Genomic DNA, 15,464 nt, shown 5'->3' on the forward strand with positions numbered 1-15,464 from the left:
TAATGTGTAATCTGGAAAAGACGTATTCAAAGGCGGGGTTTATGGATAAATATATGATGATCAGAGGTATCTTCGAAGATAATTCAGACAGTGTGCAGGCGGATGCGATGTCGAAATACATGAGGGGCAAATTCAGGTATTACGGCATACCAACGCCCCTGAGGAGGAAACTGTATAAAAGTTTCCTGAAAGAGGAAAGGAAGAAAGGGGTTGTTGACTGGGATTTCATAGATAAATGCTATGAAGATGACCACAGGGAGTTCCAGTACTGTGCATACGATTACCTTCTTGCGCTCAACAGCAGCCTTACATACGATGATCTTCCCAAAATACTTGAACTTATCAGATCGAAACAGTGGTGGGATACTATTGATTTCCTGGATAAGGCAGCAGGCAATATCGGCCTGAGGGACAGCAGGGCCAATACTGTTATGCTGGAATGGTCCCAGGACAGTGATATCTGGGTAAGGAGGGCTGCAATAGGCCATCAGCTGGGCAGAAAAGAGAAAACCGATACGCAGCTTCTGGAAAAAATACTCGTCAATAATTTCGGCAGTGATGAGTTCTTTATCAATAAGGCTATCGGATGGGCCCTGAGGGATTATTCAAAAACAGATCCCGGCTGGGTCAAGGATTTTATCGCTGAATACGGTGCAGAAATGGATAAGCTGAGTATCAGCGAGGCAAGTAAATATATCTGATCGATAATACGGTATATATGTATATACAATGCAAAATCCGCACATGCTGGTATAGTTTCACTGTGCTTTGGCGAGGGGATAATACCCGTGATCGACTCAGCTTCTGATGCATAACGTTAAGCCGTGTGCTCTGTTGGCGTGCGATAGGTCCAAGGCCAATGAAAGGAGTACATTATGGCAGATATAACACTTAACGGCGAAGTCCGTGATGAATTCGGAAAAGGCGCTGCGCGCCGCATGCGTGTGGCAGGCCTTATCCCGGCTTCAATTTATGAAGGCGGCAGGCAGCCTGTGTTTGTTAAACTCCCTCAGAAGGAAGCAACACTGGCAATGCGCCGTGCAAATGCCCTGATTGAAATCAAATTCGGCAAAGAAACCAGGCTTGCAGTAGCCCGCGAGATCCAGCGGAACCCTGTAAGCCGCAATATCGAGCATATTGATTTTTATGAAGTCCATGCGGGCGAAAAGGTTGAGGTCGAAGTGCCTGTATTCGTTGAGGGGACTCCAAAGGGTGCAGCGGTAGCCTTTGTTGATATCCAGAACCTCACTATGCGTGCTGATGTCAGCAACCTTCCTGAAAATATCACCCTGTCTGTAGAAGGCATGGTTGAAGGTGATCACATCTTTGCTAAGGACATCAAGCTTCCCAAGGGCGCCGAACTGGTGCTCGACAACCTTGAGGAATCCGTTGTATCCGTCACGGTACCTGCTGAGGAAGCCGCGGCTCCTGCCGGGGATGCGGAAACTGCCGGGGAAACCCCTGCTGCAGAGTCCGACAGCAGCGAGAGTGCAGAATAAAAGCTGCATAGCAAGGCAGGCTCCCGGAGTGCGCAGGCGCCGGGAGCTTTATTTATACTGGTGCCTTAATTTATATTGTTACCTTTGCATAGTGTATGGATTTCGCCATCCGGCTAGGCTAAAAAGCGCACGAGTCCTGCTTTATCACCCCTGATCCGATATGGCGCTGTCATTATGGGGCAGTCTGCTGCGGCGATTTTTTGCAGAGCGCCCGTTTCCAGGTTTCCTTTTCCATGCTTTGGTGCGGTCTTTCATATGATGGGTAGCATTGGTCATGAAAGTTTTTGTTGCCTGGAACTGGTTAGTTTTGCGCGGCATCGCCCCGGGGACCAGAAGGTTGAAGTGGACAGACAGCAGGCGTATTGCGATTACAGCCGCAACGATAATTATGTCAAGGGCGGCTTCCACGCCTACCGTGATATGGTTCTGCATGGCAGACCGCATGGCGAATACGGTAAGGATGCATCCCACTACAGTGGGCACGGCATAAAAATGCTTGTCCCTGATGACAAGGGGGATATCTTTCAGCAGGATATCCCGTAAAGTACCTCCGCCGAATGCAGTAAACATCCCCAGGAATATTGCTGTCCCCCCGTTGAAACCGAAGATCAGGCCTTTTGCTGTGCCATCAACAGCGAAAAGGGCAGTTGCCAGGGCATCGGTCACTATGAGCGGCCAGTACATGCTGTCCAGCTCAAGATGGGCAAAAACAACAATAATGCCTGCAGCACAAGTGATAAGGATAAAACTGTAATTGGAGATGCCTACCGGCGGTATATCGCCCATGGCGATATCGCGGATGAAACCTCCGCCAAGCGCGGTGATCCATGCGCAGACCATAATGGAAAACACGTCAAGCTTTTTATGGACGGCAACGAGCCCGCCGTTAATCCCCGCAAAAAGGACGCCGAGGTACTCGATAACTACAAGTGCCGTATTGCTCTCCATGGCTATAGTGTGATTCACGTTCCCAGTGTACAGGAAACAGTCCTCATAAGAGGAAGCATGGAAGCCCGGGCCTGAAGGTTGTTATAAAGGGCGGAGCTGTGCCCCGTCTAAGGATATAAATATGGATATAAAAAGGGACCCGAAGGTCCCGGATAGAAAGCGATTATATGCATATCACATGCATACGCGCACAGTTTTACATTGCGTTGATTGCAAGGGCAAGGGCTGACTTATGGTTTGCGGCATTGTTCCTGTGGATCACGCCGCGCCCTGCTGCCTTGTCAAGCTTCTGGGAAGCGAGTGCATAGGCCTTCTGAGCCTCATCTTTATCCCCTGCTGCAATAGCCTCGCGAGTTTTGCGGATAGCATGCTTCAGCTGGCTCTTGAAAGCCACGTTACGCTGATGGGCCTTCTCATTAGTGAGAATGCGCTTTTTTTGCGACTTAATATTTGCCAATGTAATCTCCAAACGATAATTTTCCGTACGGCATACAGAGACATATAGTATCACGGGTTATGTAAAACGGACACTCCGGCTGCCGTCCGGTGCAGAACACGCCTGCATATCTGCGTATCGTAGATTGGTACTTGGTACAATAGGCAACTGTAAGTGTGCAGAAGTACGCCGGTATGTTTATGAGGAGCAGCAATGGCAGAAAAAAACCAGCCCGGTTTTATCCGGCAGCCGTTTATCCGGAATTTCTGCATTATTGCGCATATCGATCACGGGAAGTCTACCGTAGCTGACCGGATACTCCAGCTGTCCGGTATCGTTGGGCAGCGTGAGATGCATGACCGGTTCCTCGACCGTATGGATATCGAACAGGAGAGGGGCATCACTATCAAATCCCAGGCTGTCCGCGTACCATGGGTTTTCGACGGGCAAGAATACACGCTGGGGATGATCGATACCCCCGGGCATGTGGATTTTTCCTACGAAGTTTCGCGGTCACTCGCGGCCTGTGAAGGTGCCGTGCTTCTTGTTGATGCTACACAGGGTATTGAAGCGCAGACGCTGTCTAACCTTTATATGGCAATAGACCATGACCTCGCCATTATCCCTGTGCTGAATAAGATAGACCTCCCCAGCGCGGAGCCCGACAAGCATGCTGCTGAGATAGCAGGCCTCCTGGGTGTAGATGAATCGGAAATACTGAGGGTCTCAGGGAAAACCGGCGAAGGGGTCTCTGAACTCCTCGACCGTATCGTTACAGATATCCCTGCCCCTGAGGGGGATCCTGAAGGCCCCGCGCGCGCACTGATTTTTGACTCTGTGTACGATTCGTACCGGGGGATCGTTACCTATATCCGTATGATAGACGGCACGCTCCGCCGCCGCCGGAAAATACGCATGATGGGCCTGGGGACTGTGCACGACCCTATTGAGCTTGGCGTTATCAGCCCTGATATGGAGCCGGCCGGGCAGCTGTGCGCAGGCGAGGTCGGCTATATCATCACTGGTGTGAAAGATGTGAGCCAGTCAAAAGTGGGGGACACGATCACCGAGGAATCCTCCCCGGCCTCAGAACCGCTTCCGGGATACCAGGATCCCCGGCCTATGGTGTACGCCGGGCTTTTCCCTATCGATAATGCGCAGTTCCCTGACCTTCGTGATGCACTTGATAAATTGAAGCTTAATGATGCGGCACTGGTATACGAGCCAGAAACCTCTGTTGCTTTAGGCTTCGGATTCCGATGCGGGTTCCTCGGCCTGCTCCACATGGAGATCGTATCGGAACGGCTGAGCCGCGAATTCGGGCTTGACCTTATTTCTACGGCTCCCAGCGTTACCTACGATGTAGAGATGGAGGACCGTTCCAACCATCATGTTACGAACCCGAGTGAGTTCCCCGAGGGCAAGGTGAGGCGGGTAACCGAGCCGATGATAGCTGCTGATATCATCCTTCCGAAAGAGTTCATAGGGCCGGTCATGGAGCTGTGCCAGGAACGGCGCGGGCAGATGGGGACGATGGAATATCTGAGCCCCGAACGGGTGGAAATGCATTACCGGCTGCCTCTGGCGGAGATCGTTTTCGACTTTTTCGACCAGCTGAAAAGCAGGACGAAGGGGTACGCCAGCCTTGACTATCATGAAGACGGCGAGCAGGATGCCGATCTTGTGAAGGTGGATATTCTCATCCAAGGGGAACCGGTTGATGCTTTCAGCGCCATAGTCCATCGTGATAAGGCTTATGCGTATGGTGTTATGATGACGAAAAAGCTCCGTGAGCTTATCCCGCGGCAGCAATTTGAAATACCGGTCCAGGCTGCAATCGGTGCAAGGATCATTGCCCGGGAGAATATCCGTGCGCTGCGCAAAGATGTGCTCGCCAAATGCTATGGAGGCGACATCACCCGTAAGCGCAAGCTTCTGGAAAAGCAAAAAGCCGGCAAAAAACGGATGAAAATGCTCGGGCATGTGGAAGTCCCCCAGGAAGCATTCGTTGCAGCACTGGCTACGGGCAATACGAACGACAGGGATACCAGGGATAAGATCCGTGCCGCCGAAAAGGCGAAGTAAACGGCGGCAGAGCGCGTTATGTACAGTGTCTATATACATGTCCCCTTCTGCATGAAGCGATGCGGATATTGCGATTTCAACACGTATACCGCGCTCGATCTGGGCGGCGGGGCAAACCGTGAAAATTATGCAAACCTTGCTGTCAGGGAAATGGTCCTGGTCAGGCAGTGGCAGGAATCCCAGGGGATATGCGAGCCGCCGGCAGCAACGGTATTCTTCGGAGGAGGGACGCCTACCATCCTTCCTGTGCATGACCTGGTGCGCATGCTCCATGCTGTCCGCGATATCTGGGGCCTTGAGCCGGATGCAGAGGTCACTGCCGAAGCCAACCCCGATACCGTTGATGACAGATATATAGCTGAGCTTAAAGATGGCGGGTTCACCCGGATATCGTTCGGTATGCAGTCTGCTGTGCCTTCAGTGCTGGCCACGCTGGACCGCACCCATACTCCGGCCAATGTGGAAGCCGGTGTTGCAGCAGCCCGGCGTTATGGCCTGAGGTCCAGTGTAGACCTGATATATGGGACGCCGCATGAAAGCGAGGATGACTGGCGCATGAGCATCCGGACGGCGCTCAGCCTTGGGGTCACGCATATATCAGCGTATGCGCTGACTGTTGAACCGCATACATCGATGGGGCGCAGGGTTGCCGGCGGAAAGCTTGCAGGGCCCAGCGATGATGACCAGGCTGCAAAGTACCGCATTGCAGACGACATGTTTTCCAGGGCGGGGCTCCGGTGGTATGAGATTTCCAACTGGGCGGCTGCCGGTGATGAATCACGGCATAATCTGGGGTACTGGCATAATGCCGACTGGGCCGGGATAGGCCCGGGGGCGCATTCGCATTACAACGCAGCCCGTTTAAGAGCCTGGGATATAGCTCATCCGAAACGCTGGGCAGAGGCGATGGATGCGGAGGCTGTACCGTGGCAGGGCAGTGAGAGGGCCAGCGATTCTGAGGACCTTGAGGAACGTATAATGCTCGGCCTGCGTATACGGGATGGGCTGAAGATCAGCGAGATCAGCCGGCTGGCAGGCCGGCAGCCTGCGGAGGGCTGTATTGACAGCCTTATTGGGGATGGCCTTATTACTTATGATCCTTCCCGGTCGGCTGTGGTCCCTACAGTGCGCGGCAGGCTCCTCAACGACCTGGTTATTGGGAAACTGTTCGAGGCATACGGATTGTAACAGCATAGTGCATCAGCCTATGGCAGCAGCTTCCGGGGTCTAAGTTCCCTGTATTAGTTATACTTGCAAGCAGTGTGTTTGATAGTCCAACCAGGAGGATGCATATGGCAAACCGCAGGGAGCGCCGCGCTGCTGAAAGGCGCAGGCGCCGGGGGCAGGAAGAGCCTCAGTATAAAGAACAGGACCGCTCAGCTTCAGGCGCGCTTGATGCGCAGAGCCTCAATACGCGGTCTGTTCATCTGCAGGACCGCAAAGGCGGCGAATGGAAGCCATCCAGCAGTACCCAGCAGGCTGAAGCGGAGGCTATCCCCTCAGCGGATCCAGGTGTAGCCCCTGACAAGTCAGCGCGGAATAAAAAACACCAGCAGAAAAGCAGGGAGCGTTCGGCACGCCGGCAGGAAAGGCTGCAGGCTGCCAGGGCACAGGAGCTGCGCCGCCGCCGTGCGGCTAGCCGTCACGCGCACCCCATCCACTGGTGGTTTACAGTACTGAACTGGGCACTGCTTATCTGCACAGCCATTGCTTTTATCGTGATGATCTGGATACCGCCAAAGCTGCCGGTGATTATCGTTGTTACGGTCCTGTTCTGCCTGGGCGTCCTTAATATCTTTTTCCTGGCCCGCCCTGTGAGGGACAATCCTAACCTTGATGAGAACGGGACAGCCATCTGACTGGCCATATTTCTGTTTCTCCATGTAGCTGCCGGCCTCCCCAGACGGGAAGCCGGCAGTTCCGTATTTTTTATATACCTGTGTTTTCGCTGCGGATTTGGCATAGAATAGAAGGGACGGGTTCGGATGCATGCACTTATGCGCAGTGGATCTTGAGCCACGGATCGGGACCGGCAAAGGAGTTTTATTATGCATATTGATTTGTTGACCCGCGAATTCCCTCCGCATGTTTACGGCGGGGCCGGGGTCCATGTTGAAGAACTGTCTCACGCACTGGCGCGTAAGATAGATGTGACTGTACGGGCTTTTGATGGTGCCCGTACCCCGGATGATATCCCTGCCCTTGCACCGGGGTCGCAGGGGTCGCTGGAAGTTGCAGGGTATGATGTTGACAGTTCCATGGAAGGCGCCAACGCCGCACTGAAAACCTTCGATATCGACCTCCAGATGGCAAAAGATGTCCATTCCGACCTTGTCCACGCCCATACCTGGTATTCCTGCCTTGCGGGCAGGCTGGCATCACAGCTGAACAGTATCCCGCTCATTGTTACTGCCCACAGCCTTGAACCTTTCCGCCCGTGGAAGGCTGACCAGCTGGGCGGCGGATATAATCTGAGTTCATGGGCTGAAAGGGATGCCTATCTCAATGCAGATGCGGTTATTGCCGTATCAAACGGCATGAAGGAAGATATCCTTCAGGCCTATCCGCAGATAGACCCCGAAAAGGTCCACGTCGTCTACAACGGGATCACTATGGATGAGTTCGCCACCCCTGCAGACGATGATCCCGCATGGCAAGTATTCGACCGTTACCACATTGACCGTTCAAAGCCTACACTGCTTTTCGTCGGGCGGATAACCAGCCAGAAAGGCCTTCCGTACCTGCTCAAAGCCCTGCCGCTGATCAGCAAGGACATCCAGGTCGTCCTGTGTGCAGGTGCGCCGGATACCCCTGAGATCATGGCGGAAGTCCGCGAAGCATTTGCAGACCTCGACCGTGAACGCGGGAATATCGTCTGGATAGAAGAGATGCTTCCCAGGCCGGAACTCAATGCTCTGGAACACGGCTGCGATGCTTTTATCTGCCCGAGCATTTATGAGCCGCTGGGCATCGTGAACCTTGAGGCAATGGCATGCTCCCTTCCTGTAGTGGGCAGTGCTACCGGCGGTATCCCTGAAGTCGTTGCTGACGGCGAAACAGGGCTCCTTATCCATTTCGACCAGCTGCGCGACGGGACAGGGACGCCTACTGATCCGGATAAATTTGTCCACGACATGGCTGCTGCTATTGATGATATGTTCAGCGATATGGACCGTGCCCGGGAAATGGGCAGGGCAGGATACAGGCGTGCGCGGGAAGTATTCTCATGGGAGACTATCGCAGATAATACTATTGATGTATATGAGAAAGTCCTTCATGGATAGGACTGTCTTATCGGCATAACAGTTAAACTGCAGGGATACAGGTAATGGCAATACGACGGGGCGCATTCTGTGCGGGCGAGAAAGCCCAGCTGACTGACCGTAAAATGGATAAAATAACAATACAGCTTGTCCCCGGCGGATATACACAGACTGGCCATGGCTTTATTATGCATGATGATATTATCGGGGTTTCAGAAGGCTCGGTGATCACTACTGCAGATGCGCAGCGCGCTTTCGCAGAAAACCCCGGTAGTCATCAGGATACTTCCGGAGCTGCAGGTACCCCTTATGTCCGTACTGATGGATTCCAGGATTCCATAAAGCCGTGGCGTCAGGGAAAAAAGCTCGGCGGCTGGAAATACTGCGCTATGCGTCCCCGTACTGCTGATTATGTGCTTTCCATGCCCCGCGGTGCGCAGATCATGTATCCCAAAGATATTGCCCAGGTCCTTCAGCTTGGGGATATCCGCAGCGGCATGCGTGTGCTGGAATCCGGCGGCGGCAGCGGAGCAATGAGCATCAGCCTCCTTGAGGCTGTCGGTTCCGGCGGGGAAGTGACGACTATCGAGATCCGTGAGGAGTTCGCGCGAATATGCAAGGCTAACGCTACTGTTTTCTATGGTTATGAGCCTTCATGGTGGAAGGTGGCTGTAGGCAGTTTCGATATATGCTGTGCCGGCCTTCCTGAAAATTATTATGATCGTATCGTCCTTGATATGCTGGATCCGTGGAACCGCCTGGAACAGGCATACCGTGTCATCTCTCCGGGCGGTGTGCTGGCCTGCTATGTGACAACTGTTACACAGGTCAGCCGGCTGGCGGAAAGGCTCCGCAGTTCCGGTACGTGGACTGAACCTGAGATCACAGAGACGATTGAGCGAACATGGAAAGCAGACGGGCTGGCAGTCCGGCCGAACCATCAGATGATAGGGCATACCGGCTTCATTGTTGTTTCCCGGGCAATGGCATACGGCCATGCCGCTCTCCGCAAAAAGGGCAGGGCTTTTAAGGATACCCATACAGATATTGACAGCGCCGCCAGTGCAGACGGGCTTGACAGCCTTGAGCTGCGTGATATGTCTGACCGCAAGGTGCGCAAGGTCCTCCGTGACCTTGACGGTCAGGTTTCGCAGCTGCGTAATCCCCGGTTATATACTGCATGACGGAATGTGACGTAATTCTGTGTCCCTGAGGGTGCGGCAGGTTTCACGGGGCGGCGACATGTCCCTGTCCGGTTAGACTGCAGTTTGTATTATCGTATGCATATGACTCAAATCGACAGCACTATGGCGGCAGGCACAGTCGCCCCTGAGGGTGGGGATAAAGGATTACAGGGGTCAGTTTCCGAGAAGGCTGCTGCCTCTCTGGTGCCGCTCCTTGTTATCTTTATGCTGGGCACACTGTGCCTGCAGGGTTTCAACCTGGTTGCCGTGAGGGTAGGGGCCGATGTGCAGGCCAGCGGTTCCCAGGCTACGCTTATCACGGCGCTTCCTGCTGCAGCTCTGGGGATCGTCTGCTTTATTTACGGATCGCTCAGCGATTTCGTTTCCCTTCGGAAGCTTATGTGGTGGGGCATCGGGATCCTGCTGGCGGGTTCGGCTGGAGGTTTCCTTTTCCACGGCAGCCTTGCCCTTGTCATCATATTCAGGATACTGCAGACCGTCGGGTATCAGGCAGCAGGATCAGTCTACATGGTCCTGGCATCGCGGTTCCTCGCACCTAAAAAGAAAGTGTTCTATCTGGGGCTGTATACTGCGGGTTATCAGGTCGCTGCTGCTTTGGGGATCCTCAGCGCCGGTTTCCTGAGCGAGGTCCAGTGGTCATACCTTTTCCTTATACCGCTGGCCAGCGCGGCATTTATCCCGGTCCTTGCCAGGAATATCCCGAAAGGGGATGCCGGGCATACGTCGGTTGATGTTGCAGGCTTCGGCATCATCGGCGCCGCCCTGACTCTCCTTATCCTGTTTTTCTCCCAGCTTGCCTGGTGGATGCTCGGCGCCTCTGCCGTATTCTTTGCCGTATTTGCCGTTTATATCCACTATGCCAGCGCCCCGTTCATTACTCCCGGTTTTTTCCATAATATCCGCTGGCTGAAAGCTATCAGCCTTATCGTTGTATTCTACAGTGTCAATTTTGCTGCAGCACCTTTATACAATGCTGTTGGGGAGAAGCTGTACGGGATAACTTCAGCAACGGTATCCCTCCTTATCCTTCCCGCTTTCATTTGCGCAGCTGTTATTGCAACGTTTTCAGGCAGCCTCATAAACAGATGGGGCAGCCGGGCGTGCCTTATTGCTGCGGCAGTGCTGATGATCCTGGGGACTGGGGGTTATGCGCTTACCCTGAGGTATGGCGCGGCTGCGCTCTCTGTAACTGCTGTATTGTTTTATTCAGGGATGGGCCTTATTTTTTCACCGATATATAATAATTCGCTGAGTACGCTGCCGGACAGCGAAACCGGGAGGGGAGTAGGGATGAATGACCTTGCTATGCAGGGCAGCGCTGCTGTGGGGGTCACTATCCTTGGAGGCCTGATAAGCTCAGTCGGTGCAGGCGCAGGCATCAGCTATGGTAAAGCCCTGGCGCCGGCCCAGGCCGCACTGTTAGCTTCAGGGTATTCGCAGATCCTGTGGATCATTACCGGGATCGAGGTTTTAGGGCTGGTCCTGGTGCTGGTTTTCAGCAGGGCACCTGGAAGCCGGGGCTGACAGGGTTTCTATTGCCGTCAGGCCACAATCAGATTTTGGGATGGAAATAATGGTGCCTGCAGACGGGTATATAAGTCTCATTCCCGCCGATCTGGATCTGTTCGCCTTCATATGTAGGTTTTCCGTCTTTCATCCGTAAAACCATGATCGCTTTTTTGGCGCAGTACTGGCAGATCGTTTTGATTTCCTCAATTTTATCTGCCATAAGGAGCAGGTAATGTGATCCTTCAAAAAGTTCATTCTGGAAATCATTTTTAAGCCCGAAACACATGACCGGGATATTGAGGTCGTCAACGACCCTGGCTAATGCGCAGACGTTCTTTTTGCTGAGAAACTGGCATTCATCAACGAGGATGCATGAAGGCCTGTTCGCCAGGTTTTCTACATAAGCGAAAAGGTCCATATCGCTGCTTATAGGGATTGCTTCACGCCTGAGGCCGATCCTGCTGGAGACCACCCCATACGCATCGCGTGTGTCAAGGGAGCTGGTCATAAGGGCAACGGATTTGCCCTGTTCTTCGTAATTATGCGCTACTTTAAGGATCTCAATACTTTTGCCGGAATTCATCGTCCCGTATTTGTAGTAAAGCTGAGCCATGGCTGTCCTTTTCCGTATAGGTTGCAGGTATGTTAATATGCGGGATCATTGTACCGTACAGGAAGCAGATATTATCGCCGACGGTGCCCGGTCTCTGTCATTCGCAGTATATCAGGCGTGTTGCAGCGGATATTAAGCACAGCCTAAGTATACGGGCTGATGTCCGGACGGAGTGCGGCGGACCCACTTGAAATGTGACAAAGTGATGGTATTGTAAAAAAGGTATCTTCTCAACTGGGGGATAGCTGTGGTGACGCCGGTGATATTGCGTAACGCTATTGCCAGTCTTGTGCTTGCTAGGAAGCAAGGATGCCCATCGGTGCCGTCGCATCCGTAATGGAGCAAATTTCTTTTTCCGGGTTGCCGGGAAAGGGGAATAAAGGAGAATTAGATAATGTACCTTGCTATAAATATTGTGGGTATCCTCATATTCCTGCTGATTGGATGGATATTCTCGCACGACCGTAAACATATACAGTGGGTATCGGTCGGGATAATGACGGCCCTGAACATAGTGATCGCGGGGCTGCTGACCGTTCTGCCGTGGGGTCGTGCTGCTGTCCATGCTGCAGCCAGTGCGTTCAGCGAGCTTGTTAAAGTCGCTTTCAAAGGCATCAATTTTGCCCTTGCCAACTGGGTCGGTGCTGATGGTACCCATCCCGATGCGGTGAATTTTGTTACCTCAGCGCTGCTTCCGATCCTGCTCGTTGTCCCGCTGTTTGATATCCTCACTTACATCGGCTTCCTCCCGTGGCTCATCAAATGGATCGGGCGCGGGCTGAGCTTCATCACACGCCAGCCTAAATTTGAAACTTTCTTTTCTATTGAAATGATGTTCCTGGGCAATACTGAAGCCCTTGCCGTATCGAAACTCCAGGTCCAGAAGATGAAGCCCGCCAGGAACCTTATGCTGGCCATGATGTCAATGAGCTGCGTAACGGCTTCTATCCTTGCAGCATATACCACAATGGTCCCAGGCGACTATGTCCTGACAGCAGTGCCGCTGAACTGCATCAATGCTCTGATCGTTGCCAACCTTCTGTACCCGGTCAAAGTTGACAAAGAGGAGGATGTTATCGCTACTATTGCAGACAGCAGCGAGGCAATCGAAGCTCCGGCTGAGGGGATATCCTCTGCTCCTGCAGCTGCAGCAGATAATACGGCCAGTACGCCGGCTGCAGCCACTGATGGCGTGACGGCACAAACAGCCGGGAATACCCCTGCAGCCGCTACTGCCCCTGCCCCGGCAGGCAACCGTTTTGCTGCGTGGGTGAAGAAAACGTTCAAGCGTGATCCGAATAAACCTAAAAAAGAGCCGTTCTTCTCCTTCCTCGGCGATTCTATCCTCGGGGCCGGCAGGCTGGTCCTTATCATTGCTGCTAATGTTATTGCATTCGTTGCCCTTGCAGCGCTGATCAATAAGCTTCTCGGGCTTATCAACCCTCAGCTCACTCTGGAACATATATTCGGCGTGATCCTCTATATACCCTCGCTCCTTCTCGGCCTGGACCCGGGTACTGCATGGCAGATGGCCGGATATATGGGCAAGAAGCTGGTGACTAATGAATTCGTAGTCATGAATGAGGTTACAAAGACTATCTGGGCTTTCGCCCCGCATTATAAGGCTGTACTGACTGTATTCATTACATCATTCGCCAACTTCAGCACGGTCGGCATGATCATCGGCTGCTTCAAGGGGCTTGCCGGGAAGGAAACAAACGACCTGATATCCAAGAATGTAGGCCGCATGCTCCTGGCAGGTATCCTTGTATCCCTGCTGTCTGCCGGTATGGCCGGGCTTTTCGTCTGGTAACCGGCAAATCCATATTTTTATCATAGATGGATATAATAATTAGACAGATGACGCAGCAGGCACAGCTTTGAGGGATATCCCGCAGGCCGTGCCTGCTGCCTCACAATTAAGGATCCACTATAACAGAGAGGTATACGATGGTTCAACCAACCGGTAAAAAATTGATACTTGACCTGGATACAGGTATTGACGATGCGCTTGCCATAGCCTATGCGCTGGGAAGCCCGGAAACCGACCTGATCGGCATAACTGGGACTTATGGGAATGTCCTTGTTGAACAGGGCGTTTCCAATGCACTGGCGATTCTGGACCTGTTCGGGCACCCTGATATCCCTGTATATTCAGGCCTCCCGCATTCAAGTACTGCGGAGTCGTTCTCGGTGCTGCCTATTTCAGCTTTTATCCATGGAAAAAATGGCATTGGCGAAGCACAGATACCTCAGTCCCCGCGGCATGCCGAGCCCACAGATGCAGTTGATTTCATTATTGAATCTGCCCGCCGCTATGGTGAAAACCTTATTTATGTCCCTACAGGGCCTCTGACTAACCTTGCGGCAGCGCTGCAGCGTGATCCCGGTATCGCCGGGAAGATCGGCAAAATTGTGCTCATGGGAGGGGCGCTGACCGTAAGCGGGAATGTGAGCCCCTGTGCTGAAGCTAATATTTCCCAGGATCCGGAGGCAGCTGACTATGTGTTCCGCCATGCACAGCGGATCACTATGGTAGGGCTTGATGTAACGCTTCAGACATTGCTGACCCGCAAGCATACACAGCAGTGGCGCGATCTGCATACTGACAGGGGTGATTTCCTTGCTGAGATGACGGATTACTATATCAAAGCGTATGAGACCACAGCGCCTAACCTTGGCGGCTGCGGGCTGCATGACCCGCTTGCCGTCGGGGTCGCAGTTGATCCCAGCCTGGTAGGGACATTGCCCGTCAACCTGAAAGTCGATACGGAAGATCCGACCCGAGGGCGCACTATTGGGGACGTCGACCGTCTCAATGACCCTGTCAAGACTGCCCAGGCTGCAGTCACGGTTGATGTGCAGAGGTTCCTTGACGAGTTCATGTCGCGGATCTCGGGACTGGCAGCGTAGGGGGAGGCAAAGATGACAGAACGGATCATACTTGACTGCGACCCTGGGCACGATGATGCTGTTGCTATCCTGCTGGCTGTAGGGAACCCTGATATTGACCTTATCGGGGTAACTACCGTTGGCGGCAACCAGAGCCTCGACAAAGTCACGTACAATGCCCGGAGCGTGCTCCATAAAGCAGGCGCGGATGATATCCCTGTATATGCCGGATGCGACCGCCCCCTTGTCAGGCCCCTTAAAACAGCCGCATATGTGCATGGCGAAACAGGGCTTGACGGTGTCGAACTCCCCGAACCTGTGAGGCCGCTTGAAGATGAGCATGCTGTCAATTACCTGGTCAGGACGGTTATGGACAGTGAACCTGGGACTGTAACGTTGGTACCGACCGGGCCTCTCACCAATATCGCCATGGCTCTGCGCATGGAGCCCAAAATCACTGAGAGGGCCAAACAGGTGGTCCTGATGGGCGGCGGCGTATATGAGGCCAATTCCAGCGCATGCTCGGAATTCAATATCTATACGGATCCGGAGGCAGCGCAGATAGTGTTCAGCGCTCCGTGGGAAGTGACTATGGTCGGTCTGGACGTTACCCATCATGCATTGTGCACACGGGATATCCAGCGTAAAATCGAGGCCGAGGGCGGGCAGACAGGTTATTTCATGGGCCGGCTTATGGACTTCTTCCGTAAGGCATATCAGGGGAACCAGGATTTTGATGACCCTCCTGTACACGACCCATGTACAGTTGCTTACCTTATTGACCCGGATGTGCTGTACACGGAGCGCAGGAAGATCAGCGTAGAGCTGGACGGCAAGCTGACCACAGGGATGACTGTTGTCAATATGCAGGGACCGGAAGACCCGGGGTCCAATACAAAAGTCGCCCTCAGACTCGATACAGGCAGGTTCTGGCAGATCGTTGAAGACGCGATCCTGAGGGTAGACAGCGCAGCCGGTACCGCTGCTTAAGCTGCTCAGGACGGATACGGCGGA

Annotated in this window: 14 protein-coding genes; 11 read left to right on the plus strand and 3 right to left on the minus strand. The window is 53.3% G+C overall.

The features are described 5' to 3' along the window. The first annotated feature begins 41 nt into the window (after positions 1–41). Both ABKA16_RS02885 and ABKA16_RS02890 read left to right on the plus strand, forming a co-directional pair. Entirely contained in the window at positions 42–701 is a 660-nt protein-coding gene (locus ABKA16_RS02885) for a DNA alkylation repair protein (protein WP_380998963.1), read from the plus strand. A 174-nt stretch (positions 702–875) separates the two neighbouring features. Then, positions 876–1,499, plus strand: coding sequence for a 50S ribosomal protein L25/general stress protein Ctc (locus ABKA16_RS02890; RefSeq protein WP_007147313.1), 624 nt, complete (start codon positions 876–878; stop codon positions 1,497–1,499). 144 nt (positions 1,500–1,643) lie between these two features. Here ABKA16_RS02890 and ABKA16_RS02895 read toward each other — a convergent pair whose 3' ends face one another. Both ABKA16_RS02895 and rpsT read right to left on the minus strand, forming a co-directional pair. Further along, positions 1,644–2,447, minus strand: a complete 804-nt coding sequence (locus ABKA16_RS02895) for a trimeric intracellular cation channel family protein (RefSeq protein WP_380998960.1) — start codon at positions 2,445–2,447, stop codon at positions 1,644–1,646. Positions 2,448–2,643: 196 nt separating this feature from the next. Further along, the gene (gene rpsT / locus ABKA16_RS02900; RefSeq protein ID WP_381000125.1) at positions 2,644–2,904 is read right to left on the minus strand and encodes a 30S ribosomal protein S20; all 261 of its coding nucleotides are present in this window, start codon (positions 2,902–2,904) and stop codon (positions 2,644–2,646) included. Between the two features lie 192 nt (positions 2,905–3,096). Here rpsT and lepA point away from each other — a divergent pair, with 192 nt between their 5' ends. The 6 genes from lepA to ABKA16_RS02930 all read left to right on the plus strand — a co-directional run bounded on the left by lepA (position 3,097) and on the right by ABKA16_RS02930 (position 10,960). Beyond that, positions 3,097–4,968 carry a translation elongation factor 4 gene (gene lepA / locus ABKA16_RS02905; RefSeq protein WP_380998957.1) on the plus strand — a complete coding sequence of 624 codons (1,872 nt, stop codon included), beginning with the start codon at positions 3,097–3,099 and terminating at the stop codon, positions 4,966–4,968. 18 nt (positions 4,969–4,986) lie between these two features. Continuing rightward, positions 4,987–6,156 (plus strand): radical SAM family heme chaperone HemW, encoded by a 1,170-nt coding sequence (hemW, locus tag ABKA16_RS02910; protein ID WP_380998955.1) that lies wholly within the window; start codon positions 4,987–4,989, stop codon positions 6,154–6,156. Between the two features lie 104 nt (positions 6,157–6,260). Next, a complete protein-coding gene (locus tag ABKA16_RS02915) occupies positions 6,261–6,827 on the plus strand; it encodes a hypothetical protein (protein WP_380998952.1) in 567 nt (188 codons plus the stop codon). Between the two features lie 189 nt (positions 6,828–7,016). After that, positions 7,017–8,252: a glycogen synthase gene (glgA, locus tag ABKA16_RS02920; protein ID WP_380998949.1), complete on the plus strand. Its 1,236-nt coding sequence runs from the start codon at positions 7,017–7,019 to the stop codon at positions 8,250–8,252. A gap of 44 nt (positions 8,253–8,296) precedes the next feature. Continuing rightward, positions 8,297–9,415, plus strand: coding sequence for a tRNA (adenine-N1)-methyltransferase (locus tag ABKA16_RS02925; RefSeq protein WP_380998946.1), 1,119 nt, complete (start codon positions 8,297–8,299; stop codon positions 9,413–9,415). Between the two features lie 102 nt (positions 9,416–9,517). Continuing rightward, on the plus strand, positions 9,518–10,960 hold the full coding sequence (locus tag ABKA16_RS02930; protein WP_380998943.1) for an MFS transporter: 1,443 nt from the start codon (positions 9,518–9,520) through the stop codon (positions 10,958–10,960). A 28-nt stretch (positions 10,961–10,988) separates the two neighbouring features. Here ABKA16_RS02930 and ABKA16_RS02935 read toward each other — a convergent pair whose 3' ends face one another. After that, entirely contained in the window at positions 10,989–11,558 is a 570-nt protein-coding gene (locus ABKA16_RS02935) for a thymidine kinase (RefSeq protein ID WP_380998940.1), read from the minus strand. 394 nt (positions 11,559–11,952) lie between these two features. Here ABKA16_RS02935 and ABKA16_RS02940 point away from each other — a divergent pair, with 394 nt between their 5' ends. The 3 genes from ABKA16_RS02940 to ABKA16_RS02950 all read left to right on the plus strand — a co-directional run bounded on the left by ABKA16_RS02940 (position 11,953) and on the right by ABKA16_RS02950 (position 15,440). Next, a complete protein-coding gene (locus ABKA16_RS02940) occupies positions 11,953–13,371 on the plus strand; it encodes a nucleoside transporter C-terminal domain-containing protein (RefSeq protein WP_380998937.1) in 1,419 nt (472 codons plus the stop codon). A gap of 137 nt (positions 13,372–13,508) precedes the next feature. Further along, positions 13,509–14,471 (plus strand): nucleoside hydrolase, encoded by a 963-nt coding sequence (locus tag ABKA16_RS02945; RefSeq protein ID WP_380998935.1) that lies wholly within the window; start codon positions 13,509–13,511, stop codon positions 14,469–14,471. A 12-nt stretch (positions 14,472–14,483) separates the two neighbouring features. Beyond that, a complete protein-coding gene (locus ABKA16_RS02950) occupies positions 14,484–15,440 on the plus strand; it encodes a nucleoside hydrolase (protein ID WP_380998932.1) in 957 nt (318 codons plus the stop codon). Positions 15,441–15,464: the final 24 nt, after the last annotated feature.

The organism is Scardovia wiggsiae, from assembly GCF_051045985.1.
GTDB lineage: Bacteria > Actinomycetota > Actinomycetes > Actinomycetales > Bifidobacteriaceae > Scardovia > Scardovia wiggsiae.

What these genes read in the sequence shown, in the direction of transcription:
- ABKA16_RS02915 (WP_380998952.1), top strand. Translation starts at nt 6,261, where the DNA reads ATGGCAAACCGCAGGGAGCGCCGCGCTGCTGAAAGGCGCAGGCGCCGG.
- ABKA16_RS02885 (WP_380998963.1), top strand. Translation starts at nt 42, where the DNA reads ATGGATAAATATATGATGATCAGAGGTATCTTCGAAGATAATTCAGAC.
- ABKA16_RS02950 (WP_380998932.1), top strand. Translation starts at nt 14,484, where the DNA reads ATGACAGAACGGATCATACTTGACTGCGACCCTGGGCACGATGATGCT.
- ABKA16_RS02945 (WP_380998935.1), top strand. Translation starts at nt 13,509, where the DNA reads ATGGTTCAACCAACCGGTAAAAAATTGATACTTGACCTGGATACAGGT.
- ABKA16_RS02925 (WP_380998946.1), top strand. Translation starts at nt 8,297, where the DNA reads ATGGCAATACGACGGGGCGCATTCTGTGCGGGCGAGAAAGCCCAGCTG.
- ABKA16_RS02890 (WP_007147313.1), top strand. Translation starts at nt 876, where the DNA reads ATGGCAGATATAACACTTAACGGCGAAGTCCGTGATGAATTCGGAAAA.
- ABKA16_RS02935 (WP_380998940.1), bottom strand. Translation starts at nt 11,558, where the DNA reads ATGGCTCAGCTTTACTACAAATACGGGACGATGAATTCCGGCAAAAGT.
- hemW (WP_380998955.1), top strand. Translation starts at nt 4,987, where the DNA reads ATGTACAGTGTCTATATACATGTCCCCTTCTGCATGAAGCGATGCGGA.
- glgA (WP_380998949.1), top strand. Translation starts at nt 7,017, where the DNA reads ATGCATATTGATTTGTTGACCCGCGAATTCCCTCCGCATGTTTACGGC.
- ABKA16_RS02895 (WP_380998960.1), bottom strand. Translation starts at nt 2,447, where the DNA reads ATGGAGAGCAATACGGCACTTGTAGTTATCGAGTACCTCGGCGTCCTT.
- ABKA16_RS02930 (WP_380998943.1), top strand. Translation starts at nt 9,518, where the DNA reads ATGACTCAAATCGACAGCACTATGGCGGCAGGCACAGTCGCCCCTGAG.
- lepA (WP_380998957.1), top strand. Translation starts at nt 3,097, where the DNA reads ATGGCAGAAAAAAACCAGCCCGGTTTTATCCGGCAGCCGTTTATCCGG.
- ABKA16_RS02940 (WP_380998937.1), top strand. Translation starts at nt 11,953, where the DNA reads ATGTACCTTGCTATAAATATTGTGGGTATCCTCATATTCCTGCTGATT.